The sequence below is a fragment of the Nonomuraea sp. 3-1Str genome (genome assembly GCF_031570565.1).
GTDB lineage: Bacteria > Actinomycetota > Actinomycetes > Streptosporangiales > Streptosporangiaceae > Nonomuraea.
Genome location: NZ_JALHBK010000015.1, coordinates 27,481 through 53,869, shown reverse-complemented (window position 1 = coordinate 53,869; position 26,389 = coordinate 27,481). Strand labels below are relative to the sequence as shown.

The following is a 26,389-nucleotide window of genomic DNA, read 5'->3' as shown; positions in this document are numbered from 1 at the left end:
TCACGCCTACAGCCGGGCGAGGATCTTCCTCATCTGCTCGACTTCGGCCTGCTGGGCGGTCTCGATGGTCCTGGCGAGCTCCTTCGCCTCCGGGTTGGAACCCTGTGACTGCTCGGTGCGTGCCATCTCGATCGCCCCGGTGTGGTGCAGGATCATCAGGTGCAGGAACTGCTTGTCGAAAGCGGTGCCTTCGGCCTTCTCCAGCTTCGTCATGTCCTCCTCGGACATGATTCCGGGCATGCCGTGGCTCATGCCGCCGGAGGGCATCGGCTTGCCCCAGGCGGTGAGCCAGCCCTGCATGGTCCGGATCTCCGGATCCTGGGCCGCTCTGATCTTCTCCGCCAGGTCCTTGACCGTCTTGTCCGCGGCCCGGGTGCCGGCCAGGTCGGCCATGTCGACGGCCTGCTGGTGGTGCGGGATCATCATCTGCGCGAACATGACGTCCGCGTCGTTGGCCACGGCCTCCGGCCGCGCGCTCGCCGTGGTCGTGGCGGGTGCGCTGCCGGACATGGTGGAGGCGTCGTGTCCGCCCATGGAGCCGTTGTCCGTGCCCCCGCACGCCGTGAGCAGGGCCAGCACGGCTCCCGCCGTGATCACGGCAGCGAAGTTCTTCCTGATGTCGATGAACATGGTGCTCTCTCTGGTGAACGAGGTACATGAGCCTGCGTCCCGGTCGACCGCCAGGTCGTCCGGGGATGGCTCGGCCTAAGTACGCATCACCGAGAGGCTCGCCAGGGGCGGTGCCAGGCGGCGCGGGGGCGACCTGGCCACCCCGCCGGCCCAGGTTGTGCTGCCGGCGATCTTCCGCATCCACCGCCAGGCCGCCGCCTGTGCCGCCATGAGCAGCAGAACGACGACCGAGGACAGCACGGCCAGGCACACGACGGTCGGATCGAGCCATGGCGGTGATCCAGAGCCGGCCGAGAGTCCACTGGACGCGTCGGCGGACGGGATCGGCTCGATGCTGGTGCGGTGGATCGGCATCGTCTCGCCGGGCGCCGTCCTCGCCGCCTTGCCCGCGTCCGCCGGAGCGTGCGAACTCGAAGCGGTGGCCTGGCCGTGGTGCGAGGACACGTGCCCCAGCGTGTGCATGCCCCACACACCCAGCGCGAGAACGACCGGCAGCAGCCATCGCAGCCAGGAAAGAGGCAGGCGCCGGGCCGATCCGCCCATGTGCCCCCTCCTCCCGCTGCCGCTGCCTGGTGTTCGAGAAACCGACCACCCGTCATGGACGTCGGTCGCTGACAACTATGACCGATAGTACTAGAGCGGTACGTCAGGCAGGCCCCCCGCCCGCGGGAGGCCGGCCCGGTGGTCGGTCGCCGGCCTCGCGGCCGGCGGACGATCGTGAAACGTCCGCCCGCTCAGCCGGGATCGGCGCAGAGCTGGGAGGTCAAGGCGGTGCGGGCCCACTCCTCCCACGTGTCCGGTGACCAGTCGCGGTCGCGGACGAAGATCAGGTAGAGCTGCGGGCTGAGCAGGCCGAACAGCAGGTCCGCCGCCATCTCGACGGAGAGGCCGGGACGGGCGTCGGGCTTGCCGGCCAGGGCCTCGGCCGCCGCGTACTGCACGGTGTAACGCGGGTCGGGGCCGTCCGGCCATTGCGCGGCGATCTCAGGGTCGGTGGCCGCGGCAGCCGCGATCAGCGGCATGATCGGGGCGACCCGGCCCAGGATCTCGCGGGTGCCGTGGACGTGCGCGCGCAGTTGCCCGGCTGCGGTGGGCTCGGCGCACGCGGCGCGGAACCACTCACGATCCATGGTGGCGACCGGCTCGGCGTCCCCGGCGATGGACGTGTCGACCACGTCCTTGAACAGCGTGCGCTTGTTGTGGAAGACGAAGTAGACCGTCTGGACGGCCACGCCCGCCCGGTCCGCCACTTCCTGCAGGCTCGTCGCCCCGTAACCCTGCGCGACGAACAGCTCGCGAGCCGCCTCGACGATCTTCTCGCGGGTGCGGCGTGAGCGCTCGGCTCGCTTGTCCGTCCGCTTGACTCCATCCATACGGCGAGTGTATCTCTAGTGCATGCCACTAGAGTTCAACTCTAATAACTTGGAGGAGACGATGGACCAGCCCGCCGCCGCCCAGAGGCCCGACCTGGACGTGACCCCGACGCAGCGAGACCAGGAGGAGGAGTCCGTCCATCGCGCGCTGGAGGCCTATTACCGCACCGGCAAGGCACCGTGGGACACCGGCGTGACGCCGCCCGAACTGGTCGCCCTGGTAGAGGGGCACGGCGCGCTGCCGCCCGGCCGCGCCCTCGAACTCGGCTGCGGCACGGGGACCAACGCCATCTACCTCGCACGACACGGCTGGGAGGTGACGGCCGTCGACCTGATCGACAGCGCCGTCGATCAGGCCAGGGAGAAGGCCGAGGCGGCCAGGGTGGCGGTCCGCCTCCTGCACGGAGACGCCACCCGCCTCGGCGAGCTGGACGTGCCCGGCCCCTTCGACCTGTTCTTCGATCTGAGCTGCTACTGCGGGATCCCGCTGCACCGCCGTGACGCCTACGCCGCCGGGCTCACCCACCGCGCCGCCCCGGGAGCGCGGTTGCTGATGTTCGGGTACGGCCCCGAGCCGCTCGGCAATCCGATCCCCGAGGTCAAGTCGTGGGCGGCGGGCGTCACAGCCGACGAACTCCGCGCCAGGTTCGCCGGCTGGGAGCTGCTCGACGTCACACCGGGCACCAACCCGGTGCCGACCTTCTGGTTCACGCTGCGCCGCGACGCCTAGCGATCTTCGGTCGCGGGTTTCCGCGCGGCATCTCGAACCGCCCTGGGCCGGTCATCTCCCCGGTCTGGAACGGCCTGCCAAGGTGACTGACCAATTGGACCAGGGCCATGGGCAGGAGGATGTTCAACAACAAGGACATGCAGGCCAAGAACATCGACGTCGCCGCTCCCTGACCGGTTCCGTGCCAGCGGCCGAGTCGCGGTCGAAGAGCCGCCGCGCCTGCAAGCCGTTGATGAGGGAGGCCGTTGCCGATGGGCCGGCGAGCCGAGCGCGGCGGCGTTCACCTGTTCACACCGGACGGGCCGGCGAGCACGCCTCCACGCTGTGCTGGTCAGCCGTGGCCGGCTGCGGAGACGGGGCGACGGCTCGCAAGACCTGCTGCGCCGCGTCCAGCAGGCGGTCCAGGTGCAGCGTGTCGGGGGCCAGAGCCGTGACGAGGATGGCGGGGCCCGCCAGGGGGGCCAGCACGGCCTGGCCGGTTGCCGGGTCGTCGCCGAGCAGCCGGGCGTGGGGCGGTTGCCGTTCCAAAGCCGGGTCGACGACGAGGATCTGGCCGACGGCGCGGTGGCCGGCAAGGACGGCGGGGCCGTCCCAGCCGGGCGCGCCGGCGCCGTACATCGTGTGCTGTTCCAGCAGGGAGCGTCCGTCGCGGCGGACGGTGAGGCGGGTGGCGAGCCGGCCCGGCGGCTCGCCGACACGGCCGAGGACGATTTCTTCACGCAGGAGGAGTCGTGCGGTCGCGGCGAGGTCGATGGTGCAGCTCTGGCGCAGGTTGCTGCGGGCGGCGGAGATGAGCGGCCGGGGCAGCCAGTGCAGGCTGGCCCGCTCGGCCACGGCCAGGCGCACGTCGTAGGTGGCGTGCTCGGTGGTGGGGCCGCGCAGGGCGATGGTGGCGGCGGCGGTGGTGATGTGCAGGTGGGCGTCGTGTTCGGCGGTGGCCTCGATGCGCAGCCGGTCGCCGCCGAGGGGGGCGCTCATGGTGCCCAGAATGCACACTCGTGCCTGGTTGCCGTGCGGGCGGGCGCGGCGCAGGTCGAAGGGGCCGTCACCGGCGAGGACGGGCAGGACGGTGGCCTCGCGCGCGCGGGTCGCCCGGATGCGGGCGGTGGCGCGGACGCCGGGCGCGGTGCGCTGGGCCGCTGCGGGCGGAGAGGGCGCGAGGGTCATGCGGGGCCACCGGTCCAATCGGCCAGGCACCGGCGGACCCAGTCGGCCACGGGTGTGATGCCGCCCGGGGTCTTGACCGCGGTCAGGACGGTGGGCAGGTCGCCGCGCTGGGCTTTGGCGTCGCGGGCCATGGCCGCCAGATCGGCGCCGACGTGAGGGGCGAGGTCGGTCTTGTTGATGACGAGCAGGTCGGAGGCGGTCAGGCCGGGGCCGCCCTTGCGGGGGATGTCATCGCCGCCGGCGACGTCGATGACGAAGATCTGGGCGTCGGCCAGGCCCTTGGAGAAGGTCGCGGTGAGGTTGTCGCCGCCCGATTCGACGAGGATCACATCGAGCGGGCCGAGGTGGTCCTCCAGGTCCTCGACGGCTTCGAGGTTGGCGGAGATGTCGTCGCGGATGGCGGTGTGCGGGCAGGCGCCGGTCTCGACCGCGGTGATGCGCTCGGCGGGCAGGACGGCCTCGCGCAGCAGGAACTCGGCGTCTTCGCGGGTGTAGATGTCGTTGGTCACGACGGCGATGGACAACTCCTCGCGCAGCGCCCGGCACAGGGCGGCGACGGTGGCGGTCTTGCCGGAGCCGACCGGCCCGCCGAGGCCGATGCGCATGGCGCGACGGCGGCCGCCGGGACGCTCGAAGGAGCCGCCGGGACCGTGGACGTGGCCTTCGGGGAAGGTACCGCTGTGGTGGAGATGCATGACTGCTCCCGGAGGGTCGAAGGCTTGGTCAGGAGGCGAACAGACGGACGGGGCGGGCGGCGTGCTGCTCGGCGGCGATGTCGAGCAGCGGCGCGGAGACGGCCGGCAGCGCGGCGGGCCCGTCGGCGTGGACGCGCTGGGCGGCCTCGGCCGCCCGGGCCGCGACGTGGTCGATGTCGGCGGCCAGGCGGGCCAGGACTGCGGCGGCGTCGAAAGGGTCCAGCTGCAGCAGGCGGACGGTCGCGGTGACCGGGCCGCCGACGCTCTCGTACGCCGCCACGTACGCGGCGTCCAGCGGGGTAAGCCCCGCGCGGCGGGCCGCCACGCCGAGGACCACAGGCTGGTGAGCGCCCCGCGGCCGTGCCGCGGCGAGGGCGTCGAGCTCGGCGCAGGGCCAGGCGGCCCGGGAGACCCGCAGCAGTTGCCGCCCGAGCCTGCGCGACGTCTGCCGCAGGGTGGGGGCGGCCGTGCGGGCGTCGGCCGCCTCCTCCAGCAGCAGCGGGTCGTACCCGGCTGCGGCCGCGGCCGCGAGCCCTGCCGCGACCAGGCCGCTGGTGTGCAGCCGGCCGCGGCAGAACTCCTGCAGGCTCGCCACGTCACGCACGCGTCCCGCGGTGACGGCCGCCTCGGCCCCACCGGAATGGGCGTGCCCCCCGGCGGGGAAACGGCCGTCGGCCAGGACGAGCAGGGCGGCGCGGCTCATCGTGCGTGGCTCACCTTTCGTTCACGCCGGTCGATCCTCGTGGGTCACCCGTCATGGGGCTGTCACGGCGGTCGATCAGGCGGCGGTGATCAGAAGAGGAAGTACCGCTGGGCCATGGGCAGCGTGTCGGCGAACTGATGGCCGTCGACGAGCTGGTCGTCGATCTCGGCCTTGACGTCCTTGGCCTCCGCTCCGCCGATCTCCACCTCGAAGGTGTCGGGATCGATGCGGATGGCGGGGCAGGCGTTGTTCTCCCGCATGTCGGCCTTGAAGACCTTGCGGGTGTCGCGGATCGCCTTGAACTCCTTGCTCACCTTGACCCGTTCGGCCAAGCCGGCCCTGATGGCCTGTTCGGTGACGAAGTTGACCGCGTTGGCGCCCGGCGCCCGCCCCGTGGCCCCCCACATGGGCCGGGGCAGGACCGGCTGCGGGGTGGTGATGGAGGCGTTGGCGTCGCCCACCTGCGCGTAGGAGATCTGGCCGCCCTTGATGACCCGATGCGGCTTGACCCCGAAGAACTTCGGCTCCCACAGCACCAGGTCGGCGAGCTTGTCCACCTCGACCGAGCCCACTTCGTGATCGATGCCGTGCGCGATGGCCGGGTTGATCGTGTACTTGGCGACGTAGCGGCGGGCGCGGTGGTTGTCGGCCCCGGCGTCGCCGGCCCGGTCGCCCTCCAGCGGGCCGCGCCTGGCCTTCATCACGTGCGCGGTTTGCCACGTCCGTATGATCATCTCGCCGATGCGTCCCATCGCCTGGGCGTCCGACGACATGATCGAGATGGCGCCGAGGTCGTGCAGGATGTCCTCGGCGGCCATCGTGGAGGGCCGGATCCGCGACTCGGCGAAGGCCAGGTCCTCCTCCACCAGCGGGTTGAGGTGATGGCAGACCATCACCATGTCGATGTGCTCCTTGACCGTGTTGACGGTGAAGGGGCGGGTGGGGTTGGTGGAGGCGGGCAGCACGTTCGGCAGGCCGGCCATGGTGATCATGTCGGGGGCGTGGCCGCCGCCGGCGCCCTCGACGTGGAAGACGTGGATCGGGTGGTCGCCGATGGCCTCGATGGTGTCGGCGACCGCGCCCGCCTCGTTCAGCGAGTCGGCGTGCAGGGCCAGCTGGACGCCGGTCGCCCGGCATACCTCCAGGCAGCGGCGCAGGACGGCCGGGGTGGCCCCCCAGTCCTCGTGGATCTTGAACCCGAGGACGCCGGCCTCCACCTGGTTGTAGAGGGATTCGGTGGACATGGTGCTGCCCTTGCCGAGCAGCCCGATGTTGACCGGGAAGGCGTCCAGCGCCTCGAACAGCCGGGCGATGTGCCAGGCGCCGGGCGTGACGGTGGTGGCGGTGCTGCCTTCGGCGGGGCCGGTGCCGCCGCCGATCAGGGTGGTGACGCCCGCGGCGAGGGCCTCGCGGACCTGCTCGGGGCAGATGAAGTGCACGTGGGTGTCGATTCCGCCCGCGGTGAGGATCTTGCCGTTGCCCGCGACGACCTCGGTCTCGGGGCCGATCAGGAAGTCCGTGGCCCGCTCGTGCCCGTCGTGCAGGCGGTCCATGGTCTCGTCGTTGTAGGCCTTGCCGAGCGCGACGATCCGGCCGTCGCGGATGGCCACGTCGGCCTTGACGACGCCCCAATGGTCCAGGATGACCGCGCCGGTGATGACGGTGTCAGGTGGCTGCGGGGCGCCGAACCTCGCGGAGTCGCGCGGCGCGCACGACTGCCCCATCGACTCGCGGATCACCTTGCCGCCGCCGAAGATGACTTCGTTGCCGCTGCGTCCCGGACCACCCGACCAGTCCTCGCTGATCTCGATCCGCAGGTTGGTGTCTGCCAGCTGGATGCGGTCACCGACGGTCGGGCCGAACCGGTCGGCGTACTGCGTCCGGGTGAGGGGCTGCTCGATCGTCGGGATCTCCGGTCCCGGCCCGCCGTCCGGCGACGATGCCTCCGCCACCGGCTCGGCGGGCTGGTCCGCCGATGTGTCCGTCAGGGACTCATCCATCGAGCCGCCCTCCGACCTCGCCGCGCAGGCCGGCCACGATGCGCCTGCCCTCGATGGGCACGAGCTGCACCGTCCGGGTGCACCGGGGCTCGAACCGGACGGAACTGCCGGCGGGAATGTGCAGGCGCTTGCCGTAGGCGGCGGAGCGGTCGAAGCTGAGGCGGGGATTGGCCTCGTAGAAGTGGTAGTGCGAGCCCACCTGGACGGGACGGTCGTCGCTGTTGGTGACGGTCACCGTCGTGATCTCGCGACCCTCGTTGAAGGCCACCTCCGCGGCGCCCTCAGGATGGTCGATCTTCCCCGGATGGATCAGCGTCTCCGCTTCCGCTTCGGCGAAGGGGGCCCGGATGGTGACCAGCTTGGTGCCGTCGCGGAACGTCGCCTCGATCTGGATGTCGGTGATCATCTCAGGGACGCCCTCCATGACGTCGTCACGGGAGAGGATCTTCTCTTCGGCGGTCATGAGCTCGTGAACGGATTTGCCGTCCCGGGCCGCCTCAAGCACATGCGCCGTGATCAGCGCGACCGCCTCCGGGTAGTTGAGGAGAACTCCCCGCTCCTTCCGCTTGCGGGCCACGTCCGCGGCCACATGGATCAGCAGGCGTTCCTGTTCGTGCGGAGTCAGATGCATCTCGGCCACCTCACCTTCGCTCTGCTCCCGGGGGTCGTCCCGGGACTTGGCGATCACCACCGTCCTGCGTACCGAACGTAACGTGATGATCACTGACAGTGATATGGCGCAGTGGTGAGGGGTGCGTTGCCACGGCGGCGAGGAGACCTCCGGCAGCGGGGGTGAGCCGGCGGCCGTGGCCACCGGCGACCGCGCTCCGGCCGGCCTCCGCGGCACTCCGGAAGATCAGTTCAGCAGCGGTACGAGCTGCTCCTCCTCGTAGTCCAGGTGGGCCTCCACCTCCTGGGTGAGCCGGTTCACCCCGCTCAGCAGGGTCTCAGGGGCGACATCGTCGGCGGCCAGCAGAGCCTGGAGCTCGTCGAGCAGCCGTGCGACCACTTCGTGCTCGGCCCGCAGCCGTGCCATCACCGCGGCCAGCTCCGGATGGCGGCTCTCCAGGCCCGGGAACATGTACGCGTCCTCCTTCGAGTGGTGGCCGTGCAGACCCTGGCACATGGTCAGGCAGTTGACGCGCAGCTGCGCGGCCACGCGGGGCCCCGACCGGGCCGCCTCCGCGCGGATGAGGGCCAGCTCGCGGCGGAAACCGTCGTGCATGGTGATCAGCGCGTCGCCGAGAGCGCCGGCGGGCGGCCGGAAGGCGATCGGCATCAGCGCCACCACCGGCAGGACACGGCCCGACTGTTCCTGGTACCTGCCCCAACCCGGATCCGCCTCGACCGCGCGGGCGAACACGCGCTCGCGTTCCTCGCCCTCCAGCACGACCGCCTTGGCCTGGTAGGTCCAGACGCCGTCCTCCACGGTGACCTGCGGGTTGGCGAGCAGGTTGTGATACCAGGCCGGATGCCGGGGCGAGCCGCCGGCCGAGGCGATGACGAGCATGCGGTCGCCGTCGGGCAGGCAGCCCAGCGGCGTGGTGTGCTCGGCGCCGGTCCTGGCGCCCACGGTGGTCAGCAGGAGCAGGCGGGCTCCTTCGAAGGGGCCGCCGACCTGGCCCTTGTTGGCGCGGTATTCGTCGATGATCTGCTGGTTGAAGTCCATGGGCATGCTGAGTACGGCTCCTTGTTGCGGGTGTCGATGACATGGGAGACCCGCACGGGTATGCCGACGCGAGCGGGTGCTACGACACCGCAAGGGGCATGGGACGACGCGCGGGCGCGGTGTGCTCAGGCACGACCGACGGTGTGAGTGGCCACGGTGTCATCCCCTTTGATTCGGCGCCTCCATGCCTCCGTCCGTCCTCCCGGCGGCGACACGCGACGCGGCGGCTATTACGCCCACATTCGGAAAGATGTGTCAAGCCGTACGAACTCCGCAGCGGACCGCCTTTCAGTGGCGAAGCCGCCAGGTGGCCGCACGCCCCCGAGCGCCGTGCACCAGGCTGAGGGACAGCGCGGCGAGGCCGAAGGCGGCCAGCATGATGACCGCCATGGAGACCGTGCGGCCGTTCCCGAGGAGACCCGACAGGGGGGAGGCGGCCGCGCCGAGGATGAACTGGCTGCCGCCGAGCAGGCCGGAGGCCGCTCCTGGAGCGTCGTGGCCGAGTGACTGGACGATGGTCGTGGTGGCGGGCAGCGCCGTGCCGAGGCCGGCGACGGTGACGAACAGGCAGGCCCAGGTGGCGGCGAAGGAACCGCCGGTCGTGGCCAGCGACGCGACGAGGGCCGCCGTACCGGTGCCGGACACGGCCAGCCCCGCGACGAACAGGGTGCCTGGCCGGACGCGGGCGGACAGGCGGCCGAACAGGACGCTGGAGGCCAGCATGCCAAGGGCGTTGGCGGCGAAGACGAGACTGTACCGCGTGGCCGAGAGGCCGTAGACGTCCTGGAAGACGAACGTCGAGCCGGCGATGTAGGTGAAGAGCGCGGCCCCGGTGAAGGACGAGGCGAGCACGTACCCCACGAGGGCGGGCCGCCCGGCGAGCATCGCGATGGCCTTGACCACGCCGCTCACCCCGCCCGATCGCCTGCGGGCGGCGGGCAGGCTCTCCGGCACCCAGGCGAGGAGCCCTGCGATCAGCAGGACGCCGAAGCCCGCCAGCGCGGTGAAGACGAGGCGCCAGGAGCCGATGCCGAGGATGGCTCCGCCGAGCACCGGCGCGGCCACCGGTGCCATGAACACGATCGCGGACAGGGTCGCGAAGCGACGACCCGCCTCCGGGGTGCCGTGGAAGCGGTCGGTGAGCACGGCCCGGGCGACCACCATGCCCGCCGCCCCGGCGACGCCCTGCAACAGCCGCGCGGCGTCGAAGATCTCGATGCTGGGGGAGACGGCGCAGGCCAGCGACAGCACCGTGAACAGCGCGGCGCCGGCCAGCAGGACGCGGCGGCGGCCCACCGCGTCGCTGACCGGGCCCAGGAGCAGCTGCCCCGCGGCGAGCCCGACGAGAAAGGCCGTCAGGGACAGCTGGACCGAGGAGGCCGGGGCGCCGAAGGATCTGGCCAGGCCGGGGAAGCCGGGCACGTACATGTCGACGGACAGGGGAGCGACCGCGGTGAGGCCCGCGAGCACGAGAATGAGCCGGCTGGTGTGCTTCCGGCCGGTGGCCCCACTGTGTCGGCACGCCGCCCGACAGACCTGGCCCGCGATCGCTGTCTCCGCTCCGGCACGCCGGTGATCATCGGCGGTGAAGATTATCCATGGTTCGTCCGAAGAATGACACCACTGGTCATGGATGATCTCTCCGATTACCATCGGCGCTGACCGCCCAGGACACATCTGTCAACGTTCAGGTCGCGAGGCCGTCATACGTGTCGCCGGCCCGTGATCGGCACCCCGGCAGCTCTTCCAGCAGGCTCGTCCTTCCCTGCAGAGGGTTGTTCGTTCCACCACGTCCGCGCCGCGGCATGCCGCGCTGAAGGAGGACGGATGCGTACATCCGACATCTACCTGCGCAGTATCGGCGTCCATCTGCCACCGGTGGTCAGCATCGAGACGGCCGTCGCCGAGGGCCGCTATCCAGCCGGCGAGATGGAGTACTTCCGCCTCCGCGGTGCGGCGGTGGCGGGCGACGTACCGGCTCCGGAGCTCGCGCTGCGGGCGGCCCGGCATGCGTTCGGGCGCTCCGGCGGGATGTCACCGCGCGACCTGGACCTCATGCTGTACGCCGACGTCTGGCATCAGGGGCCGGAGGGCTGGCAGCCGCAGTACTACCTGCAGCAGCACCTGGTCGGCGGCGACGTCCTGGCCGTCGAGCTGCGGCAGGGATGCTGCGGGATGTTCGGCGCGCTGCAGCTCGCCGCCGGGTACCTGCGGCCGGGCGGCACGGCGCTGCTGGTCGGGGCCGACAATCACGGCAGCCCGCTGGTCGACCGGTGGCGCATGATCGAGGGCTACGTGGTGGGCGACGCCGGGTGCGCGCTGCTGGTCACCACGGACCCGGGCTTCGCGCAGGTGCGGTCGGTCAACGTGACCGTGCTGCCGGAAGCCGAGTCGGTCAACGACGGCGGGGTGCCGATGTTCCCGCCGGACGCGACCGTGGGCCGGCCGCTCGACTTCGCCGCCCGGCACCGTGAGTTCCGCAAGCGACTGCTGGCCCGCGACGGCGCCGGCGTCATGCTGGCGATGCAGAGGGCGCTGATGGAGCTGGTGGAGCGGACGCTCAAGGAGGCGGGGATCACGCTCGACGAGGTGGAGCGCGTGGCGTTCCCTCACGGGCGCTGGGACAACGTGGAGGAGCGGGCGAGCTGGTTCGGGCTGACCCTGGCCGACACCACCTGGGACTACGGCGCCGGCATCGGGCACCTCGGGGTCAGCGACCAGTTCGTCGCCCTCGACCACCTGCTGGCCGACGGGGCGCTGGCCCCCGGCGACTACGTGCTGCTCATCGGGGTGGGTGCCGGCAAGACCCTGGCCTGCGCCGTCCTGCGGATCCTCGACATCCCCGCGGAGTACGCCTCCGAAGGGCCCGGCGGCCCCCGTCCCACGGACGACCCGGCCGGCCACAGCTGACGCGCAGGCAGCCCGGCGAGCTCGGCCCCCGCTCGCCGAGCTTCCCGGCCGCCGTCACAGGCCGGAGCCGCTCACGACAGGCCCGTCAGTCCCGCAACCGGGCGGCCCTGGCATGCAGGTAGCGCCGCTGGGGAAAGCTCATGGCGCGCCTGGCCGCCGCCTCGTACGCGTCCCGCGCCGCCGCCAGGTCGCCGGCCATCTCCAGCAGGTGCGCGCGGACCGCGTCCATCCGATGATCACCCGCGACGCGCCCGTCGGAGCGGAGTCCTTCGAGGCGCTCGAGGCCGGCCTCATGGCCGCGGGACATGGCCACGGCGACCGCGTGGTTGAGCGCCACCATGGGATTGTCCGACATCCGCATCAGCAGCTCGTACAGCGCCGTGATCTGCGGCCAGTCGGTCTCCTCCGCGCTCCGCGCCTCGTCATGCAGGGCCGCGACGGCGGCCTGCAGTTGATACGGTCCCGGCGGCCCCTGAGTGAGTGCCGCGGTGACGAGTTCGACGCCTTCCTCGATCTGGGCGGAGTTCCAGAGGCTGCGATCCTGCTCGGCCATCGGGATCATCGCCCCGTCAGTGCCGGTGCGTGCCTGCCGCCGGGCGTCGGTGAGCAGCATGAGCGCGAGCAGCCCGGCCACCTCGGGGTCGTCCGGCAGCAGCCGGTGGACCATGCGGGTCAGCCTGATCGCCTCCGCGGCCGGCTCCGCCCGCTGCAGATCGGGCCCCGACGTGCTGGCGTATCCCTCGTTGAAGACGAGGTAGAGCACGTGCAGCACCACGCCGAGCTGTTCGGCGCGCTCGGACGCGCGGGGCAGGCGAAACGGCACGCCGCTGTCCTTGACGCGCTGCTTGGCGCGGGTGATGCGGCGCGTCATGGTGCCTTCGGGGACCAGGAACGCGCGGGCGATCTCCGCGGTGGTCAGGCCGCCGACCGCCCGCAGGGTGAGCGCGATCCGGGACGTCGGCGACAGCGACGGGTGACAGCACATGAACAGCAGCACGAGCGTGTCGTCCGAGGCGGCGAGCGGCTGGTCGGCAGCCGGCGCCAGCCAGTCGCCCGGCAGCGCCCTGGCGGCCATCGCGTCCTCGCGGCGCCGGCGCGCCTGCTCGCTGCGGAGCAGGTCGGTCAGCCGGCGCGCGGCCACCGTGATCAGCCAGGCCCGCGGGTCGTCCCGGCAGGCCCTCCTCGGGCCACTGCGTGGCGGCGGCCAGCAGCGCCTCCTGGACGGCGTTCTCGGCAATGTCGAAATGCCCGTACCGGCGTACGAGCGCGCCGAGGACCTGCGGCGCCAGGTCGCGCAGCAGGTTCTCGGCCGCGGCGGTGTCGATCAGAACCCCATGTCTCCGGCGGACTCGCTGATGGGCCGGATGTCGGCGTAGGCGTCGTTGTAGGTGTCGCCCGGGTACGGGCACTGTCCCAGGCGGCCGGCGATCTCGGTGGCCCGGTCGAAGCTCTCGCACTCGACGATCCAGTAACCGGCCAGGACCTCCTGGGTCTCGGCGTAGGGGCCGTCGGTGACGAAGCCGGCGCCGCCGCGGGAGCCGAGCCTGCGGGTGTGTACGGGCGCCGCCAGCGCACGGGTCTCGACCAGTTCGCCGGACTCCTCCAGCTCCCGGTTGACCGTCTCCATGAACTGCACCATGGCCGCCACGTCCTCCTGCGCCCAGGCCGGCTTGCCGGTGTCCTTGCCCGACATGGCGTCGTAGTCCTGCTGGGAGGCGTACGAAAGGATCATGTACTTCATCGGTTTCCCTTCTCTCAGCAGGGACGTCGGAGCCGAGGCGCCGTTTCGGACATCGTCCTGCGGCCCCAGCCTGCCCGCGTCGCGCCAGATGCGCCACCGGACGCGTTCCGGCTCTAGATATTCCTTGACAAGAATATTCGTTGTAGAGAATACTTCTCCGCATGGACGCACTCCTCACCGCACTGGCCGACCCGGCCCGCTGGCGGCTCGTGAGCCTGTTGGCCGAGCGGCCCCGGCCGGTCGGCGTCCTCGCCCAGCTCGCCCAGGCGCGCCAGCCGCAGACGACCAAGCACCTGCAGACTCTTGAGCGTGCCGGCCTCGTCACCTCTCACCGCACCGGCCAGCGCCGCGTCTACGCGCTCCAGCCCGCCCCCCTGCGCGACCTGGCGGCCGCCCTCGGCCGGCTCGCCGACACCGCCGACCAGGCCGGCGGCCCGCGCGAGACGTACGACCGCTACGGGCTCAGCCTCGACGCGGAGCGGTTCGCCGCGAAGGAGCCGGGGTGGGCCGACGGCCGCTCGTTCCGGTTCTCCCGGTCGCTGACGGGACCCCCCGAGCTGGTCTGGCGCCACCTCACCGAGGCGCCCCTGCTCGTCCGCTGGTGGACGCCTGACGACCTGCGCGTCTCCGAGCTGGTGTTCGAGGCGCGACCGGGTGGGCGGATCATCCACGAGTACCGCGATGCCGAGGACGCCGACGGCTCCGACGTGGTCGCCGGGCGCGCGGAGGGCGTCGTGGACGACGTACACCCGGGGGCGCGCCTCGCGTACCGGCTCTCCCCGCTGTTGCCCGACGGGAGCCTCGCCTTCACCTCGCACGTCGACCTCGACCTCCGGCCCAGCAGCACCGGCACGGACCTCGACGTCCACTGGCGGATCACCGGCAGCACCGTCGGCTCCGCGGACTTCATCGCAGGCATCGAGATCGGCTTCGGCCAGAGCCTCGACAAGCTCGCGGCGACCCTCGCCGCGGACCTGCGCGACACCGAGCACGACACCGATACAAGGAGCACGAAATGACGAACCCGGCCGGTCGCAGGGTGACCGCCAACCTCAGCCTCTCCCTCGACGGGCGTTACCACGGTCCCGGCGGGCCCAGCGACTTCGGGGCGTTCGCACCGTATGTGATCACGGAAGTCGCGCGAAACCACATGAACCGCATCTGGGAGGGCGCGACGACGGCGCTGCTCGGCCGGATCAACGCCGAGGGATTCATGGGATTCTGGCCGTCGGTCGCCGCCGACGAGAACGCCGATCCGCGTGATCGCGGATACGCCAAGTGGCTGGTCGACACGGAGAAGGTGGTCCTCTCGACCACCTTGACGGAAGCCCCGTGGGAACGCACCCGCGTGGTGAACGCCCCCGCCGCGGACGTCGTCACCGACCTCAGGACCACCGGTGCGGGCGACATCCTCGTCAACAGCAGCCCGAGCGTCATCAAGCCGCTCCTGTCGGCGGACCTGCTCGACCGGCTGTACCTCATGATCTGCCCCGAGATCACCGGAGGCGGGCAGCGACTGTTCGACGACGGCCTGCCGGCTTCGAAGTGGATCCTCACCCACCAGGAGACCGGCGAGCTGGGTGAGATCGCCATGGTCTACGACCGGGTCCGCTGAGCCGGTCGGCCGACCGCGCACCCGCCACGACTTGATCAACTTCCTGATGGCTCGCTAGGTTGGGCGCTTTGACGGCTCCGCCCCCCAAGAGATGGCCATGCGTCGCTACCGTTTCGGCAGGATCGCCGCCCTGATCGCGCTCGGCTACCTGGCCGCAGTCACGGTGCTGGGCGCCTTCGCGCTGACCACCGGCCGGGGCGACCTTCTCTGGAACGTCGTCACCCGCGACTCCGGTATGAGCTGGTTCCCCGGCCTCGGCGAGGACACAATCAGCGTCTCGTGGGGGCTGGCAGTCGTCCTGATCCTCATCGGGGCACTTCAGGCGTGGGCCCTGTGGCAGGTGCTGCGCGGGCGGGCCGGCGGCGAGCCGGCGCCCCGGGGCGGGGCGGTCGGCCTGCTGCGGCTCGCCCTGTACCTGGGCGTCGGCAACGGCCTGATCGGCATCGCGAGCGCTCCGCTGGTTCTCGCCTGGGAGATCCACTGGTTCTGGTCGGTGACGGGGATCGTCTCCGGTCTGGTGCAGCTGGCCATCGTGGGGCTGTTCTTCCTGGTGCTCCGTGACACCGTCTCCCGCGGGCCGCGGCTGTTCTCGCTCGTCGTCGGGACCGTCGCCGGCGTGAGCAGCATCGGCCAGGAGATCACGGGGGCTTTCGACCTGTACTCCGTCGCGAGGATCTTCGCTCTTGCCGACGGGTACGGCTATGTCTGGCTGGCGTGGTCCGTGTCGATCCTGGCAGCCCAGGCCAGGGATCCCCGTTGGAGCGCGGCGACCGTCCGGACAGGCGTCATCGCGCAGGTGCTGTCCGTTCTCCAGCCGAACGGGGTCGTCTCCTTCGGCGGCGGGTTCCCCGAGATCTTCAGGGTCTATGCGCTCCTCGGCGCCGTCAGCGTCTTCGGGCTGGTGTGGGACGCCAGGACCGCCCACGAGCTGGCGAACCCCCTTCCACCGCCGGTACCCCGGCAGGCGCCGGCGCGGCCGGCGGCCAGGCGATGGCCGCTGCCCGCCGTGGCGATCGTGCTCCCGCTGATCCCCGCCGCCGTCAACCTCGCGCACGGCAGGTATCTCTGGATCGGCCCGAGGGGCGTCGTCGAGGAGACCGTCCGCCTGAACGGGGGCAGCGGGAACGCCCTGACGTGGCTCGTCCTGGACGTCTTCGTCGGTGTCGGCGGCCCGGCGCTGCTGATCCTGGCCGCCGTCCTGCGCCGGACCCGCCGCGTCGTGCGGTTCGCGGCGCTGACGCTGACCATCGCCGCGGCCGTGGGCTTCGTCAGCGCGCTCACGGCGACGCGGGTGTCAGGAGAGTTCGGCGACTTCTTCTACGAAGGCACGCAGATCTATCCGGAGGGGCTGTTCTCCCAGGGAGAGGACGGTGAGCTCTTCTTCGGCATCTCACCGTCGTGGTACAGCGCGGCCTTGCTCGCCTCCGCCCTGCTCCTGCTGTCGCTGTACCCGGCCGCGCCCGCCCGGCGCGTACGCCACCACGTGCTGCCGGCCGGGCTCGCCACATTGGTCGCGCTCGGTTTCGTGCCCGTGGCCGACCAGGCCCGCGGCCCGGTCACCGCGGCCGAGGACTGTGATCCGCGCGAGACGTGGTCGCGGTCGCGCGAGCGCGAGCGGCCCGAGCTCACCCGGGACCAGCGATTCGTGTGCTCCCTCCGGCAGGCCGACCTGATCAAGTTCGCCGCCGCCACGCCCGACGCCGTGATCCTCGCCCACGCCCGCCGGCTGTGCGGCGTCTACACCCGCAACGATCCCCAGGAGGTCGCCCGCCTCCAGGCGACGGAGGGGCTGAAGCGCGACGCCCTGACCCACCCGCTCGCGGAGATCTGCCCCAGCGCCCGCGCCGCGGTCGAGGCCGCGGCGGCCAGTCAGGACCGGGAGATGCGGGAGTGGCAGGCCGACGCGCAGCGCATGTGCGACTCGAGCCCGCGCCACCGCCCGCTCGTCGAGCCGGCCACGGCGATCCGCATGAAGGAACCCCAGTGGACGGACTACGGGGTCGTGGAGACGTACGAGCCGACCGAGGACGGAGGGGACCCGTTCGAGGACGACTCGCTCGATCAGGCCGGTGCCGACGGCCTGGTGGCCGCCCTCCCCGGCCACCTGATGATCCGCACGCACTCCGACTACCGTCTCTGCGTCACGGTGGAGACCTACAGCCGCCGTCCGCCGGTGGAGACCAAGGGCTGGGACCAGGTCGTCGAGGTCGGCTACGAAAGCCCCACCGGCGAGATCGTGCTCAGGGACGACATGAGCGGGACGAAGTTCCCCGACCTGTCGCTCGACGGCCGCGCGGGTCACTACCGGATCCGCGTGCACTACGACTGGTTCAGGTGGCAGGGACCGCACGAGGGCGGCCAACGCCTGCTGATCATGGCGTTCCCCGGCAAGGGGGACAAGCCGATCACATACCGCAAGCCGCCCAGGCGGTGAGCACGCCTGCCAAGGCATGGCGTCAGATGGGGGGCGTCCCTCATCAGGAACGAGCAGCTGCGCCGCTGACCGGATCAGGCCATGATTCAGTCACATGTCCCAGTTGCACCATCTTGTAGCCAGGGCCGGCTACCGCTTCGACGAACCGATCGTGGTCGGGATACGGCACGGTGGCCGGCCACCCCTCCTACTGGCCCAGGGGCGGACGCTCCGCGGTGACCCCCTGGGCGCGACGACGCTCACCTACGCGGCCTCCTTGTCGAAGCAGCTGACCGCTGCCTGCGCGGCGCTGCTCGCCCGGCAGGGCGAGCTGGACATGGAGTCCTCTCTGTCGCACTGGCTGCCCGAGCTGCCCGCATGGGCGGACGCCGTCCGGCTCCGGCACCTCGTCCATCACACGTCGGGTATCCCGGCCGACTCCGCCATCGATGCCTTCATGACCGATGACGCCGACCGGACCAGCCAGGGCGTCATCCAGGCTCTCGCCCGGTTCCCGGCGTCGGATCGCCGGCCGGGCGCCGAGCATGTCTACTCCAACGCCGGCTATGTCTGCCTTGCCGCCGTGGTGGAGCGAGTGGTGAACCGGCCGCTGCCCGAGTTCGCCCTGCGTCAGCTGTTCACCCCGCTGGCGATGGCCGATACGTGCTTCTGGGCAGGGGCCGATCCCACGCCTCCCGGCGCCGCGCCGCTTGTCCGCCCTCATCCCGCCCCGCTGTCCCTGGGCGACGGTGGCGTGTGGAGCACCGTCGGCGATCTGCTGCGCTGGAGCCAGGCGCTCAACGCCGACGAACTCGGCATCTCGGCACTCCTGCAGACCCCTGGACGCCTCGATGACGGAACACCCCTCGACTACGCCTGGGGCATCGGGGTCCGATCGCACGCCGGCTATCGCGATGCGCCGCGCCGGTCAGCCGTCGTCCAGCAGGATGGCCTGCACGGGGCAGGCGCGAGCCGCCTCCTCCACGGCGGGCTGCAGCGCGTCGGAAGGCGTGGCCTCGTACACCAGCTCGTCATCGTCGTCGAGGGCGAACACCTCAGGGGCGGCGAACACGCACTGGGCGTGGGTCTGGCACAAGGTCATGTCGACACGGACGCGCATCATGAGTCCTTCTCAGCTGTGGGGTTGAACCGGGAGTACTTGCCGAAGGACCACCGTTGCGGGATGCCACCGGGGATCTGGACGGCTCGTTCGACGTCGAAGTCGATCAGCCGTTGCGCGCCGGGCACCCCTGCCGCCCGCTCAGGGTCCCAGTCGATGCGGGCGCGTCCGGTCAGGTGCAGGGTGTGACCGTTCTCCCAGTCCAGGAACAGCAGCCCGCAGCGCGGCTCGAGTTCGAGGTTGCCCAGCGTCATGTACATCGAGTTGCCGGCGTAGTCGGGCCAGGTCAGCCGGCGGCTGCCGGCCACCGTGACGAATCCGGGGTTGCCGCCGCGATGTGACGCATCGGCTCCCAGTCCCTCCGCATACGTGCCGACGAAGAACGTGTCGGCCGTGCCGATCCACTGCTGTTGGCCGGCGGTGAGCTCGCCGGTGACGAGCGCCGTCCTGCTTCCCGGGGGCACGTCGTCGACGTGGGCGCGGGTCTGGATGTACTTCGGGCAGTTGGAGTACACCTGTTCGGTGCGGACGAGGAGCCGGCTCCCGTGCCGGCGGGCCCGGCCGTTGACCCGCATCCGTCTCCGGCTTGCCGGCTCGATCATGAGCATGCCCACCTGCCGCTCGGCGTCGAAGAGGCCCGCGAGCGGATCGCCGGCGCCGGGCAGCCGGTCCGCGACGACGGAGCGGTCGTCCGGGGCGGTGACGAACCCGGGTGGGCCGGTGAGCACGCTGACCCACGCCGCGCCGGTGTCATCGGCGGCCGCGATCACCGCGAGGCGCTGCTGCCTGAGGAATTCCGCCGCCACCGGCGGGATGGCCGCCCCCGCGCCGGCCGACCCCCATCCGTCGGCGGTCAGACCGGCGCGGCGCTGTACTGAGCGTTCGCCTGGGTGGAGCATGGGCGATCCCTTCCCGTCGTGGGCCCGGGCCGCGGCGCGCGGCCCGGGCACAGGTGCATCCGTCGGATCGGTCAGAAGAAGCCGCAGGTCGGCGCGCCCTTCGTGGGCGCCGGTGCGGTGTCGGCGCCGGTCGGCGCATAGATCTCCAAGCGGATGCCGTCCGGGTCGGCGAAGAAGACACCGCCGGAGGACGCGCCCTCGCCGTGCGGGACGATCCCCTCGTGGAAGGGCCGCACCCCGAGTTCGCGCAGGGTGGCCTCGGCGCGCCGGACCGCCTCGATGTCGGGCACCTGGAACGACAGGTGGTGCAGGCCGGGCCGGTCGGTGGCGAACACGCCGCCGCTCTGCTGCCACAACGTGACCAGCAGGGTGCCGTCGCGGCCGAGCAAGGCGAATCTGCGGTCGCCGTCGGTCTGCTCACCCATGATCTCGAACCCGAAGACCTGGCGGTAGAAGGCGGTGGAACGTGCCAGATCGGTCACGTTCAGACCGACGTGCCCGGTCTGCAGGGCAGGTGTGCTCATGCGGAACCTTCCATGTGGATGCGGTTGCGTTGGTGACGGGCATGGCTGCCCGTCTGCCGGGAAGGTCGTTTCTAACGGATAGAAACCCCTTGTGTCATTAGAATATGCAGGGTGTTTATAACGCTGTCAACCTGGATGTAGCGTTAGAAGGGTGGAAGTGGCACACCTTGCGGATGGCGGCGCTCCGTTCCTGGGCGAACCGCCGGCCATCGAACTCGGCAACACCTCGTACGCGGTGAGAGGCCGCCCCAAGGACGGCTTGCGCAGCGTCGAGCACCTGGCCGCGTGGCTGCGCGACATGCGCCCACGCCTCGCGGTCGGACTCGCCGACGCCGACATCCACGGCGTGACGGACCACGACCTGCACCTCGCCAGGGAGCTCCGGGATGTCGTACGGGCCCTCGCCGCCGCAGCCGTGAACGACCGCGCACCCGATCCGGACATGGTGGCGACCCTCAACCGTCACGCCGGCCACACCACGCGCTGGCGGGAGTTGCGCACCACGCCCGAGCCGCACACGACGGAGTGCACCGCGGGCCGCCCTGTCGCGGCCGCACTCGCAGCCGTGGCCGAGGACGCCGTCGACCTGTTCGCCGGGCCCCTGCGTCACCGGCTGCGCGCCTGCGAGGGCCCGGGCTGCATCCTGTACTTCGTCCGCGACACCCCACGGCGCGAATGGTGCTCACCCGGCTGCGGCAACCGGGCACGAGCCGCCCGCCACTACGCCAAGGTGCGGCAGGGGAGTGGTGACTGAGCCGCCACGCGGGGGACCGGCGGGAGGCGGCGGGCCGGCATGCGGAGGGGTGCGCGAGACGGGTCCCGGCCGTCTGTGTCACCATGCTCGATCATGTCGGAATTCGAGGCGAGCGACGAGACCTTGGCCGCCATCGCCGCTCGGCACGGGATCACCGCCGAGCAGGTGCGGCCCCTTCCGGCAGGGGTGGCCAACCGCGTCTTCCTGCTCGGGGACGACCTGGTCCTGCGCATCCCACGGGCCAAGCAGTTCCTCCCGGACCTGGTCAAGGAGGTCGCGGTCATCCCCGCCGCCCTGCAAGCGGGCGTGCGGACGCCGGAAGTCGTCGCCTTCGACGACACGTGTTCGGTGGTGGACGTGCCGTACATGGTGCTCGCCCGAGCGCGGGGAACAGATCTCGCAGGCCTCGACCTGCCCGCCGCCGACGCCACCCGTGTCCACCACCAGGTGGGCAGGGAGCTGGCCAAGCTGCACCGGCTGTCCCAGGCCACCGCGCCTGACCTTCCTGCCGTCCCCGTGGAGGACGACGCGGACCCCTGGGCACTCACCGACCGTCTTCTCGTGGCGGGCTGGATCGACGCGGAGGCCGCCCGCTGGCTCACCGGCTGGTTCGACCGGCTCTCGGCGCATCTCCCCGCGGACCCGTCCCCGGTCCTGGTCCACGGCGACATCGCCCCGCAGAACCTCCTTGTCTCCCCGGCGACGGCCGAGCTGGACGGCATCGTGGACTGGGGCGACGCCCAGTGGGCCGACCCTGCTGTCGACTTCGCCAAGATGCCCCTGACCGGCATCCCGGCCATGCTCGACGGCTACCGGCAGGCGATCGGCGAGCGAGCCTCAGCCAGCACACCGAGCTGGGAAGCTCGCGTGCTGTGGTTCCACCTCACCTGGGCGCTCGGCCGCCTGCCGGATCCCGTCCCGCGCCCCGGCGAACGCCACTGGACCGCGCCTCCAGCCGGCCGGCTCCTGGGCCTGCTCCGCTTCTTCGCCTCGGCCCCGCCGAGCCCTTGGGCCGATCTGGCCTGATCCGGCGGTGTCCATGGAGATGGACGGGTCCGGTCGCCGCCGCAGGTCACGGACATGCCGCCTGCGCGGGCGGTGCGCTTCAGCGCGGCTGGTTCGTGGGCTCCGCTGCCCGGGAGCGGGTGGCCGCCAAGCTGGCGAGGAGCTTGAGCCGGTCCTCGGAGGTGGTGCCCGGCTCCGCGGTGTAGATGGTCAGGTCGTGCACGGCCCGGTTGGACATCGGCAGGTCCAGGGACTGGTAGGTCAGCTCCATGTGGCCGACCTCGGGGTGCCGCAGCCGCTTGACGCCGTCGTGGCGGATACGGACGTCGTGCGCGGCCCACTGGGCTCGGAAGCCGGGACTGAGCGTGGACAGCTCGCCGATGAGCTCACGCAGGGCCCGGTCGTGGGGCTCGCGCCCGGCTTCGGCGCGCAGCAGCGCGGCGGTGGCGGCAGCGGCGGCGTCCCAGTCGGCGAAGAAGTGGTGGGCGCCCGGGTCGAGGAAGATGTAGCGGGCGATGTTGGCGCGGCCGCGCCTGCCGATGGTCTCACTGGCGAACACCGGCGCGAACAGGGCTCGGGCCAGCGCGTTGCTCGCGACGACGTCCATGCGGCCGTTCTGCACGGAGGCGGAGGACATCGTCATGGAGTCGAGCAGCCACTGGACACGCGGCGCGACCTCGACATCCTTGCGCCGGGACGGCGTGCGGTGGGCGGGCCGGGCTGACCGGGCCAGGTCGAACAGGTAGGTGCGCTCGTCCTCTCCCAGGTGCAGTGCCCGGGCGACCGCGTCGACCACGTCCTCGGACACGCCGCTGATGTGGCCCTTCTCCAGCCGCGTGTACCACTCCGTGCTCACGCCTGCGAGAACGGCGACCTCCTCGCGCCGCAGCCCCGGAACCCGGCGTCGGCCGCTGGTCGGCAGCCCGACCTGCTCCGGGGTGATCTTGGCGCGCCGGCTGGCGAGGAAGTCCCGGATCTCGGAGCGGTTGTCGGGTCGCTGGTCCATGCCTTCCACGGTAGCCGCCGGCCGCCGTGGAGGGAGGTTGAGCTTGTACCCCCCATAAACCCGACCTTCTCCACACGCTGCGCAGCCGGTTTCGTGGGATCGACCGCTCGAACACGACCCCGATGGAGATGGAAGCATGAGCACGCGAGGAGGAGTCCTCCACGCCCCCGGCGACGTGCGCGTCGAAGACCGCGAGCCTCGGCCGGCCCGGCTCCCGTTCGTCATCCATGTGCTGGCGTTGGGCACGTTCCTCATGGGCACGACCGAGTTCGTGGTGGCGGGCCTGCTGCCGCAGATCGCGGGTGACCTGCGGGTGAGCGTGGCCCGGGCCGGGCTGCTGATCACGGTCTTCGCGGCCGGGATGATCGTCGGCGCGCCGCTGACCGCGATGCTGACGCTGCGCCTGCCCAGGCGGTCGACGCTGATCCTGGCCCTGTGCGTCTTCGCGGCCGGACATGTCATCGTCGCGCTCGGCTCCAGCTTCGCGCTGCTGCTGGCGGCGCGGTTCCTCACGGCGCTGGCGACCGGGGCGTTCTGGGCGGTGGCCAACGTGGTGGCCACCCGCGTCGCCGGCCCCGGCGCGAGCTCCCGCGCCCTGGGCGTCGTGGGCTCCGGCGCCATGCTCGCCAACGTCGTCGGTGTGCCGCTCGGCGCTCTCGCCGGGCAGCTCATGGGCTGGCGGGGACCGTTCTGGGTGCTCGCGGCCCTCGCGGTGGCCGCCATGGGACTGATCGCCCGCTACGTCCCGCACGACGGCCCCGGCCGTCAGGCGGTGTCGATCCGGTCCGAGCTGTCCGCTCTGCGCTCCGGCCGACTGTGGCTGGCGCTGGCGGCGTGCGCCACCACGACCGGCGGCGTGCTGTCGGCGTACTCCTACGTCTCGCCGCTCATGACCGACCGGGCCGGCCTCGCCGCCGGCCTCGTGCCGCTGGTGCTCGTCGGCTTCGGCGTCGGCGCCCTGGCGGGCTTCCTCGTCGGAGGGCGTCTGGGCGACGTACGCCCGCATGCGACGACCATCACGGCGGCCGCGGCGACCACGGTCCTGCTGCTGGCGATCTGCCTGCTGTCCGGCTACGCCGTGCCCACGGCCGCGCTGGTCGCCCTGCTCGGGCTCTTCGGGCTCGGCGCCAACCCCGTGCTGATCTCCCTGGCCGTCCGCTTCGCGGGCAAGGCATCCACCCTGGGGTCCGCCCTCACCGTCTCGGCGTTCAACTTCGGTACCGCCGCCGGCTCCTCGTTGGCCGGCCTGGCCCTCGGCTCCGCCCTCGGCGCCACGGGTCCCGCCGTGGTCGGCGCCGCCATCGCCGCACTGACCCTGATCCCCACCGTCACCATGGCCCTCACCCGGCGCCGCCGCCTTTGCCCGGAATTTGCCCGATACGAGCCACAGTGAACTAGTGCCTGATCTGGGCAAACGCTGCTTCTGCACCACCACCCGAAACGGAGAACACCTGATGCGCGCAACCCTTCTGCACGGCGCCGGCGACGTCCGGGTCGAGGAGGTCCCCGACCCCGTCATCAAGCAGCCCACCGACGCGCTCGTCCGCGTCACCGCCTCCTGCATCTGCGGCAGTGACCTGTGGCCGTACGGCTCGCTGTCGCCGGCCGACGGTCCCGCACGGATGGGGCACGAGTTCATCGGCATCGTCGAGGACACCGGCTCCGAGGTGACAACCGTCAAGAAGGGCGACCTGGTCGTCGCTCCCTTCGCCATCTCGGACAACACCTGCGAGTTCTGCCGCGAGGGCCTGCACACCTCGTGCGTCCACCCGGAGGCCGGTTTCTGGGACGGCGAGCCGGAAGAGGGCGGCCAGGCCGAAGCGGTCCGCGTCCCGCTCGCCGACGGCACGCTGGTCAAGCTCCCCGTCGCTGCGGACTCGGCCCTCATCCCGTCCCTGCTGACGCTCTCCGACGTGTTCGGCACCGGCTACCACGCCGCCGTGGCGGGCGGCGTGAACGAGCGCACCCGCGTCACTGTGATCGGTGACGGCGCCGTCGGCCTGCTGGCGGTACTGTCGGCCAAGCGCCTCGGCGCCGAGCAGATCATCCTCATGGGCCGCCACACGGCGCGCACCGAGCTCGGCCGGGAGTTCGGCGCCACCGATGTCGTCTCCGCCCGCGGCGAGGAGGGCATCGACCAGGTCCGCGGGCTGACCGGCGGCCACGGCACGCACGTGGTCCTGGAGGCCGTCGGCAACATGCCCGCCTACGAGCAGGCGGTCGGGGTCGTCCGCCCGGGCGGCGTGATCAGCCGTGTCGGCGTCCCGCAGTACGAGGAGGCCCCGGTCGGCTTCGGCAGCCTCTTCCGCCACAACCTGCGTCTCGCCGGCGGACCGGCACCGGTCCGGGCCTACATCGAGCAGCTGATGCCCGACATCCTCGACGGCACCATCGAGCCGGGGAAGGTCTTCGACGCCACGACCACCCTCGGCGGCGTCCCCGCCGGCTACCGGGACATGGCCGACCGCAAGACCCTCAAGGTCCTCGTCAAGCCCTGACAGAGGTGATGGTGACGAGCACCTCCCGGTGAGGCCCATGGTAGGTACTCTCGGCATGGAGTTCTTCTGTTATCACCGTGATCGGCCTGACTCCGCGGCGCTGCGCGCCGAGCTGGTGGAAGCGCACTGGTCCTACATGGACCGGTACGCGGCGGAGCTGATCGCCCGTGGCCCGACCTTCGGCCGTGGCGGCGACACGGCCACCGGCAGCGTGCACATCGTCGATCTGCCGGATGTCGCCACCGCGCGCGCGTTCGTCTTCGACGAGCCCAACTATCAGGCCGGTGTGTACCGGGACGTGGTGCTGCGCCGGTGGCGCAACGTGCTGGGACGCACGATGTGGGAGTTCCCCGGCGGACGGGAGGGCGGCAACCGATACCTGGTGCTGGGCCTCGGCTCCGGGCAGGCCGCCGACCTCGACCCGCCGCCCGCCCCGGCCCAGCTGGACGAGCTGATCGCGTACGGGCCGCTGCTGTCCGACGACGGCACCGCCTGGCTGGGTACGGCGCTGCTGGTCCGGGCGCCGGACCCGGACGCGGCACGCGCCCTCCTGACCCCGGACCGGTACGCCGGCATCGAGGTGCACGACTGGGAGTTCGGCGGGCGGCGGTAGGGAGCACGTGACCGTGCCGGGGCCCGGGCCGGCCGCGCGGGCCAGGATCCGGCCATGCCCCTGTCCGCGGACGACGTGGAGCGTTTCGAGGACTCCAGAGCGCGACTGGAGGCCATCGCCTATCGCCTTCTCGGGCCGTTCAGCGACATGTTCGCGGGCACCGGCGTCGTACCGAGGCTCGCGACGGTCACCGGCGTCGACGTCGACCGCAAGACCGTCACCGTCACCGACGCGAACGGCGCCGCGCGCCGAGCACGCCTATGAGATCGCCGGCCGGCCCGGAGCACTCCGGCTGCGCGAGCGCCTCGCCCGCCTCGGGAGGTC

27 protein-coding genes and 1 pseudogene are annotated in these 26,389 nt (G+C 71.7%); 12 read left to right on the top strand and 16 right to left on the bottom strand.

Annotated elements, in window-relative coordinates; genetic code table 11:
• Window positions 1-6 precede the first annotated feature (6 nt).
• From MTP10_RS23710 to MTP10_RS23700, 3 genes are all read right to left on the bottom strand, one after another.
• A complete protein-coding gene (locus MTP10_RS23710) occupies window positions 7-630 on the bottom strand; it encodes a DUF305 domain-containing protein (RefSeq protein WP_310711794.1) in 624 nt (207 codons plus the stop codon).
• A 75-nt stretch (window positions 631-705) separates the two neighbouring features.
• On the bottom strand, window positions 706-1,173 hold the full coding sequence (locus tag MTP10_RS23705) for a DUF6153 family protein (protein WP_310711793.1): 468 nt from the start codon (window positions 1,171-1,173) through the stop codon (window positions 706-708).
• 191 nt (window positions 1,174-1,364) lie between these two features.
• The gene (locus MTP10_RS23700) at window positions 1,365-2,003 is read right to left on the bottom strand and encodes a helix-turn-helix domain-containing protein (RefSeq protein ID WP_310711792.1); all 639 of its coding nucleotides are present in this window, start codon (window positions 2,001-2,003) and stop codon (window positions 1,365-1,367) included.
• Window positions 2,004-2,052: 49 nt separating this feature from the next.
• Between MTP10_RS23700 and MTP10_RS23695 the strand changes: the two genes are divergently transcribed.
• Window positions 2,053-2,733 carry a methyltransferase domain-containing protein gene (locus tag MTP10_RS23695; RefSeq protein WP_310711791.1) on the top strand — a complete coding sequence of 227 codons (681 nt, stop codon included), beginning with the start codon at window positions 2,053-2,055 and terminating at the stop codon, window positions 2,731-2,733.
• 288 nt (window positions 2,734-3,021) lie between these two features.
• On the opposite strand, the gene MTP10_RS23690 is transcribed toward MTP10_RS23695, so the two are convergent.
• The 7 genes from MTP10_RS23690 to MTP10_RS23660 all read right to left on the bottom strand — a co-directional run bounded on the left by MTP10_RS23690 (window position 3,022) and on the right by MTP10_RS23660 (window position 10,620).
• The gene (locus MTP10_RS23690) at window positions 3,022-3,900 is read right to left on the bottom strand and encodes an urease accessory protein UreD (protein ID WP_310711790.1); all 879 of its coding nucleotides are present in this window, start codon (window positions 3,898-3,900) and stop codon (window positions 3,022-3,024) included.
• Window positions 3,897-4,505 carry an urease accessory protein UreG gene (gene ureG / locus MTP10_RS23685; RefSeq protein WP_310711940.1) on the bottom strand — a complete coding sequence of 203 codons (609 nt, stop codon included), beginning with the start codon at window positions 4,503-4,505 and terminating at the stop codon, window positions 3,897-3,899. Before ureG ends, MTP10_RS23690 begins: the two co-directional genes overlap by 4 nt.
• Window positions 4,506-4,623: 118 nt before the next feature.
• On the bottom strand, window positions 4,624-5,298 hold the full coding sequence (locus tag MTP10_RS23680; RefSeq protein ID WP_310711789.1) for an urease accessory UreF family protein: 675 nt from the start codon (window positions 5,296-5,298) through the stop codon (window positions 4,624-4,626).
• Window positions 5,299-5,387: 89 nt separating this feature from the next.
• The gene (locus MTP10_RS23675) at window positions 5,388-7,298 is read right to left on the bottom strand and encodes an urease subunit alpha (RefSeq protein ID WP_310711788.1); all 1,911 of its coding nucleotides are present in this window, start codon (window positions 7,296-7,298) and stop codon (window positions 5,388-5,390) included.
• Window positions 7,291-8,112: an urease subunit gamma gene (locus tag MTP10_RS23670; protein ID WP_397334498.1), complete on the bottom strand. Its 822-nt coding sequence runs from the start codon at window positions 8,110-8,112 to the stop codon at window positions 7,291-7,293. The genes MTP10_RS23675 and MTP10_RS23670 overlap by 8 nt, the downstream gene beginning before the upstream one ends.
• Window positions 8,113-8,154: 42 nt before the next feature.
• Window positions 8,155-8,973, bottom strand: a complete 819-nt coding sequence (locus tag MTP10_RS23665; protein WP_310711787.1) for a nitroreductase/quinone reductase family protein — start codon at window positions 8,971-8,973, stop codon at window positions 8,155-8,157.
• Between the two features lie 282 nt (window positions 8,974-9,255).
• Window positions 9,256-10,620 (bottom strand): multidrug effflux MFS transporter, encoded by a 1,365-nt coding sequence (locus MTP10_RS23660; protein WP_310711786.1) that lies wholly within the window; start codon window positions 10,618-10,620, stop codon window positions 9,256-9,258.
• A gap of 174 nt (window positions 10,621-10,794) precedes the next feature.
• Between MTP10_RS23660 and MTP10_RS23655 the strand changes: the two genes are divergently transcribed.
• On the top strand, window positions 10,795-11,877 hold the full coding sequence (locus MTP10_RS23655) for a ketoacyl-ACP synthase III family protein (protein WP_310711785.1): 1,083 nt from the start codon (window positions 10,795-10,797) through the stop codon (window positions 11,875-11,877).
• An 85-nt stretch (window positions 11,878-11,962) separates the two neighbouring features.
• On the opposite strand, the gene MTP10_RS23650 is transcribed toward MTP10_RS23655, so the two are convergent.
• Both MTP10_RS23650 and MTP10_RS23645 read right to left on the bottom strand, forming a co-directional pair.
• Window positions 11,963-13,018 (bottom strand): DUF6596 domain-containing protein, encoded by a 1,056-nt coding sequence (locus tag MTP10_RS23650; protein ID WP_310711784.1) that lies wholly within the window; start codon window positions 13,016-13,018, stop codon window positions 11,963-11,965.
• A 183-nt stretch (window positions 13,019-13,201) separates the two neighbouring features.
• Window positions 13,202-13,618 carry a YciI family protein gene (locus MTP10_RS23645; protein ID WP_310711783.1) on the bottom strand — a complete coding sequence of 139 codons (417 nt, stop codon included), beginning with the start codon at window positions 13,616-13,618 and terminating at the stop codon, window positions 13,202-13,204.
• A gap of 161 nt (window positions 13,619-13,779) precedes the next feature.
• Between MTP10_RS23645 and MTP10_RS23640 the strand changes: the two genes are divergently transcribed.
• The 4 genes and pseudogenes from MTP10_RS23640 to MTP10_RS42030 form a co-directional block, all read left to right on the top strand.
• Window positions 13,780-14,637 carry a metalloregulator ArsR/SmtB family transcription factor gene (locus MTP10_RS23640; RefSeq protein ID WP_310711781.1) on the top strand — a complete coding sequence of 286 codons (858 nt, stop codon included), beginning with the start codon at window positions 13,780-13,782 and terminating at the stop codon, window positions 14,635-14,637.
• Window positions 14,634-15,233, top strand: coding sequence for a dihydrofolate reductase family protein (locus MTP10_RS23635; protein WP_310711780.1), 600 nt, complete (start codon window positions 14,634-14,636; stop codon window positions 15,231-15,233). Before MTP10_RS23640 ends, MTP10_RS23635 begins: the two co-directional genes overlap by 4 nt.
• Before the next feature lie 97 nt (window positions 15,234-15,330).
• A complete protein-coding gene (locus tag MTP10_RS23630; protein ID WP_310711779.1) occupies window positions 15,331-17,667 on the top strand; it encodes a hypothetical protein in 2,337 nt (778 codons plus the stop codon).
• A gap of 94 nt (window positions 17,668-17,761) precedes the next feature.
• A pseudogene (locus MTP10_RS42030) lies at window positions 17,762-18,541 on the top strand (serine hydrolase domain-containing protein); the annotation flags it as partial.
• 33 nt (window positions 18,542-18,574) lie between these two features.
• Here MTP10_RS42030 and MTP10_RS23625 read toward each other — a convergent pair.
• The 3 genes from MTP10_RS23625 to MTP10_RS23615 all read right to left on the bottom strand — a co-directional run bounded on the left by MTP10_RS23625 (window position 18,575) and on the right by MTP10_RS23615 (window position 20,189).
• On the bottom strand, window positions 18,575-18,769 hold the full coding sequence (locus MTP10_RS23625; protein WP_310711778.1) for a ferredoxin: 195 nt from the start codon (window positions 18,767-18,769) through the stop codon (window positions 18,575-18,577).
• Window positions 18,766-19,665, bottom strand: coding sequence for a pyridoxamine 5'-phosphate oxidase family protein (locus MTP10_RS23620; protein ID WP_310711777.1), 900 nt, complete (start codon window positions 19,663-19,665; stop codon window positions 18,766-18,768). The genes MTP10_RS23625 and MTP10_RS23620 overlap by 4 nt, the downstream gene beginning before the upstream one ends.
• Window positions 19,666-19,736: 71 nt before the next feature.
• A complete protein-coding gene (locus tag MTP10_RS23615; RefSeq protein ID WP_310711776.1) occupies window positions 19,737-20,189 on the bottom strand; it encodes a VOC family protein in 453 nt (150 codons plus the stop codon).
• Between the two features lie 151 nt (window positions 20,190-20,340).
• On the opposite strand from MTP10_RS23615, the gene MTP10_RS23610 reads away from it, so the two are divergent.
• Both MTP10_RS23610 and MTP10_RS23605 read left to right on the top strand, forming a co-directional pair.
• On the top strand, window positions 20,341-20,943 hold the full coding sequence (locus MTP10_RS23610) for a CGNR zinc finger domain-containing protein (protein WP_310711775.1): 603 nt from the start codon (window positions 20,341-20,343) through the stop codon (window positions 20,941-20,943).
• A gap of 93 nt (window positions 20,944-21,036) precedes the next feature.
• Window positions 21,037-21,969, top strand: a complete 933-nt coding sequence (locus tag MTP10_RS23605; RefSeq protein WP_310711774.1) for an aminoglycoside phosphotransferase family protein — start codon at window positions 21,037-21,039, stop codon at window positions 21,967-21,969.
• Between the two features lie 79 nt (window positions 21,970-22,048).
• Here the strand turns inward: MTP10_RS23605 and MTP10_RS23600 are convergent, their stop codons facing one another.
• On the bottom strand, window positions 22,049-22,954 hold the full coding sequence (locus MTP10_RS23600) for a helix-turn-helix transcriptional regulator (protein ID WP_310711773.1): 906 nt from the start codon (window positions 22,952-22,954) through the stop codon (window positions 22,049-22,051).
• A gap of 136 nt (window positions 22,955-23,090) precedes the next feature.
• On the opposite strand from MTP10_RS23600, the gene MTP10_RS23595 reads away from it, so the two are divergent.
• The 4 genes from MTP10_RS23595 (at window position 23,091) to MTP10_RS23580 (ending at window position 26,329) form a co-directional block, all read left to right on the top strand.
• Window positions 23,091-24,347, top strand: coding sequence for an MFS transporter (locus MTP10_RS23595; RefSeq protein WP_310711772.1), 1,257 nt, complete (start codon window positions 23,091-23,093; stop codon window positions 24,345-24,347).
• A 61-nt stretch (window positions 24,348-24,408) separates the two neighbouring features.
• Window positions 24,409-25,452, top strand: coding sequence for a zinc-dependent alcohol dehydrogenase family protein (locus MTP10_RS23590; protein ID WP_310711771.1), 1,044 nt, complete (start codon window positions 24,409-24,411; stop codon window positions 25,450-25,452).
• 37 nt (window positions 25,453-25,489) lie between these two features.
• The gene (locus MTP10_RS23585; protein ID WP_310711770.1) at window positions 25,490-26,065 is read left to right on the top strand and encodes a YciI family protein; all 576 of its coding nucleotides are present in this window, start codon (window positions 25,490-25,492) and stop codon (window positions 26,063-26,065) included.
• Window positions 26,066-26,119: 54 nt separating this feature from the next.
• Complete coding sequence (locus MTP10_RS23580) at window positions 26,120-26,329, top strand: hypothetical protein (RefSeq protein WP_310711768.1); 210 nt, start codon at window positions 26,120-26,122, stop codon at window positions 26,327-26,329.
• Window positions 26,330-26,389 lie beyond the last annotated feature (60 nt).

Bases quoted from the DNA above. Each gene is read 5' to 3' on its own strand.
- MTP10_RS23710 (WP_310711794.1), bottom strand. From the start codon at position 630: ATGTTCATCGACATCAGGAAGAACTTCGCTGCCGTGATCACGGCGGGA.
- MTP10_RS23705 (WP_310711793.1), bottom strand. From the start codon at position 1,173: ATGGGCGGATCGGCCCGGCGCCTGCCTCTTTCCTGGCTGCGATGGCTG.
- MTP10_RS23700 (WP_310711792.1), bottom strand. From the start codon at position 2,003: ATGGATGGAGTCAAGCGGACGGACAAGCGAGCCGAGCGCTCACGCCGC.
- MTP10_RS23690 (WP_310711790.1), bottom strand. From the start codon at position 3,900: ATGACCCTCGCGCCCTCTCCGCCCGCAGCGGCCCAGCGCACCGCGCCC.
- ureG (WP_310711940.1), bottom strand. From the start codon at position 4,505: ATGCGCATCGGCCTCGGCGGGCCGGTCGGCTCCGGCAAGACCGCCACC.
- MTP10_RS23680 (WP_310711789.1), bottom strand. From the start codon at position 5,298: ATGAGCCGCGCCGCCCTGCTCGTCCTGGCCGACGGCCGTTTCCCCGCC.
- MTP10_RS23675 (WP_310711788.1), bottom strand. From the start codon at position 7,298: ATGGATGAGTCCCTGACGGACACATCGGCGGACCAGCCCGCCGAGCCG.
- MTP10_RS23665 (WP_310711787.1), bottom strand. From the start codon at position 8,973: ATGCCCATGGACTTCAACCAGCAGATCATCGACGAATACCGCGCCAAC.
- MTP10_RS23660 (WP_310711786.1), bottom strand. From the start codon at position 10,620: ATGGTAATCGGAGAGATCATCCATGACCAGTGGTGTCATTCTTCGGAC.
- MTP10_RS23655 (WP_310711785.1), top strand. From the start codon at position 10,795: ATGCGTACATCCGACATCTACCTGCGCAGTATCGGCGTCCATCTGCCA.
- MTP10_RS23645 (WP_310711783.1), bottom strand. From the start codon at position 13,618: ATGAAGTACATGATCCTTTCGTACGCCTCCCAGCAGGACTACGACGCC.
- MTP10_RS23640 (WP_310711781.1), top strand. From the start codon at position 13,780: ATGGACGCACTCCTCACCGCACTGGCCGACCCGGCCCGCTGGCGGCTC.
- MTP10_RS23635 (WP_310711780.1), top strand. From the start codon at position 14,634: ATGACGAACCCGGCCGGTCGCAGGGTGACCGCCAACCTCAGCCTCTCC.
- MTP10_RS23630 (WP_310711779.1), top strand. From the start codon at position 15,331: ATGCGTCGCTACCGTTTCGGCAGGATCGCCGCCCTGATCGCGCTCGGC.
- MTP10_RS23625 (WP_310711778.1), bottom strand. From the start codon at position 18,769: ATGATGCGCGTCCGTGTCGACATGACCTTGTGCCAGACCCACGCCCAG.
- MTP10_RS23620 (WP_310711777.1), bottom strand. From the start codon at position 19,665: ATGCTCCACCCAGGCGAACGCTCAGTACAGCGCCGCGCCGGTCTGACC.
- MTP10_RS23615 (WP_310711776.1), bottom strand. From the start codon at position 20,189: ATGAGCACACCTGCCCTGCAGACCGGGCACGTCGGTCTGAACGTGACC.
- MTP10_RS23605 (WP_310711774.1), top strand. From the start codon at position 21,037: ATGTCGGAATTCGAGGCGAGCGACGAGACCTTGGCCGCCATCGCCGCT.
- MTP10_RS23600 (WP_310711773.1), bottom strand. From the start codon at position 22,954: ATGGACCAGCGACCCGACAACCGCTCCGAGATCCGGGACTTCCTCGCC.
- MTP10_RS23595 (WP_310711772.1), top strand. From the start codon at position 23,091: ATGAGCACGCGAGGAGGAGTCCTCCACGCCCCCGGCGACGTGCGCGTC.
- MTP10_RS23590 (WP_310711771.1), top strand. From the start codon at position 24,409: ATGCGCGCAACCCTTCTGCACGGCGCCGGCGACGTCCGGGTCGAGGAG.
- MTP10_RS23585 (WP_310711770.1), top strand. From the start codon at position 25,490: ATGGTAGGTACTCTCGGCATGGAGTTCTTCTGTTATCACCGTGATCGG.
- MTP10_RS23580 (WP_310711768.1), top strand. From the start codon at position 26,120: ATGCCCCTGTCCGCGGACGACGTGGAGCGTTTCGAGGACTCCAGAGCG.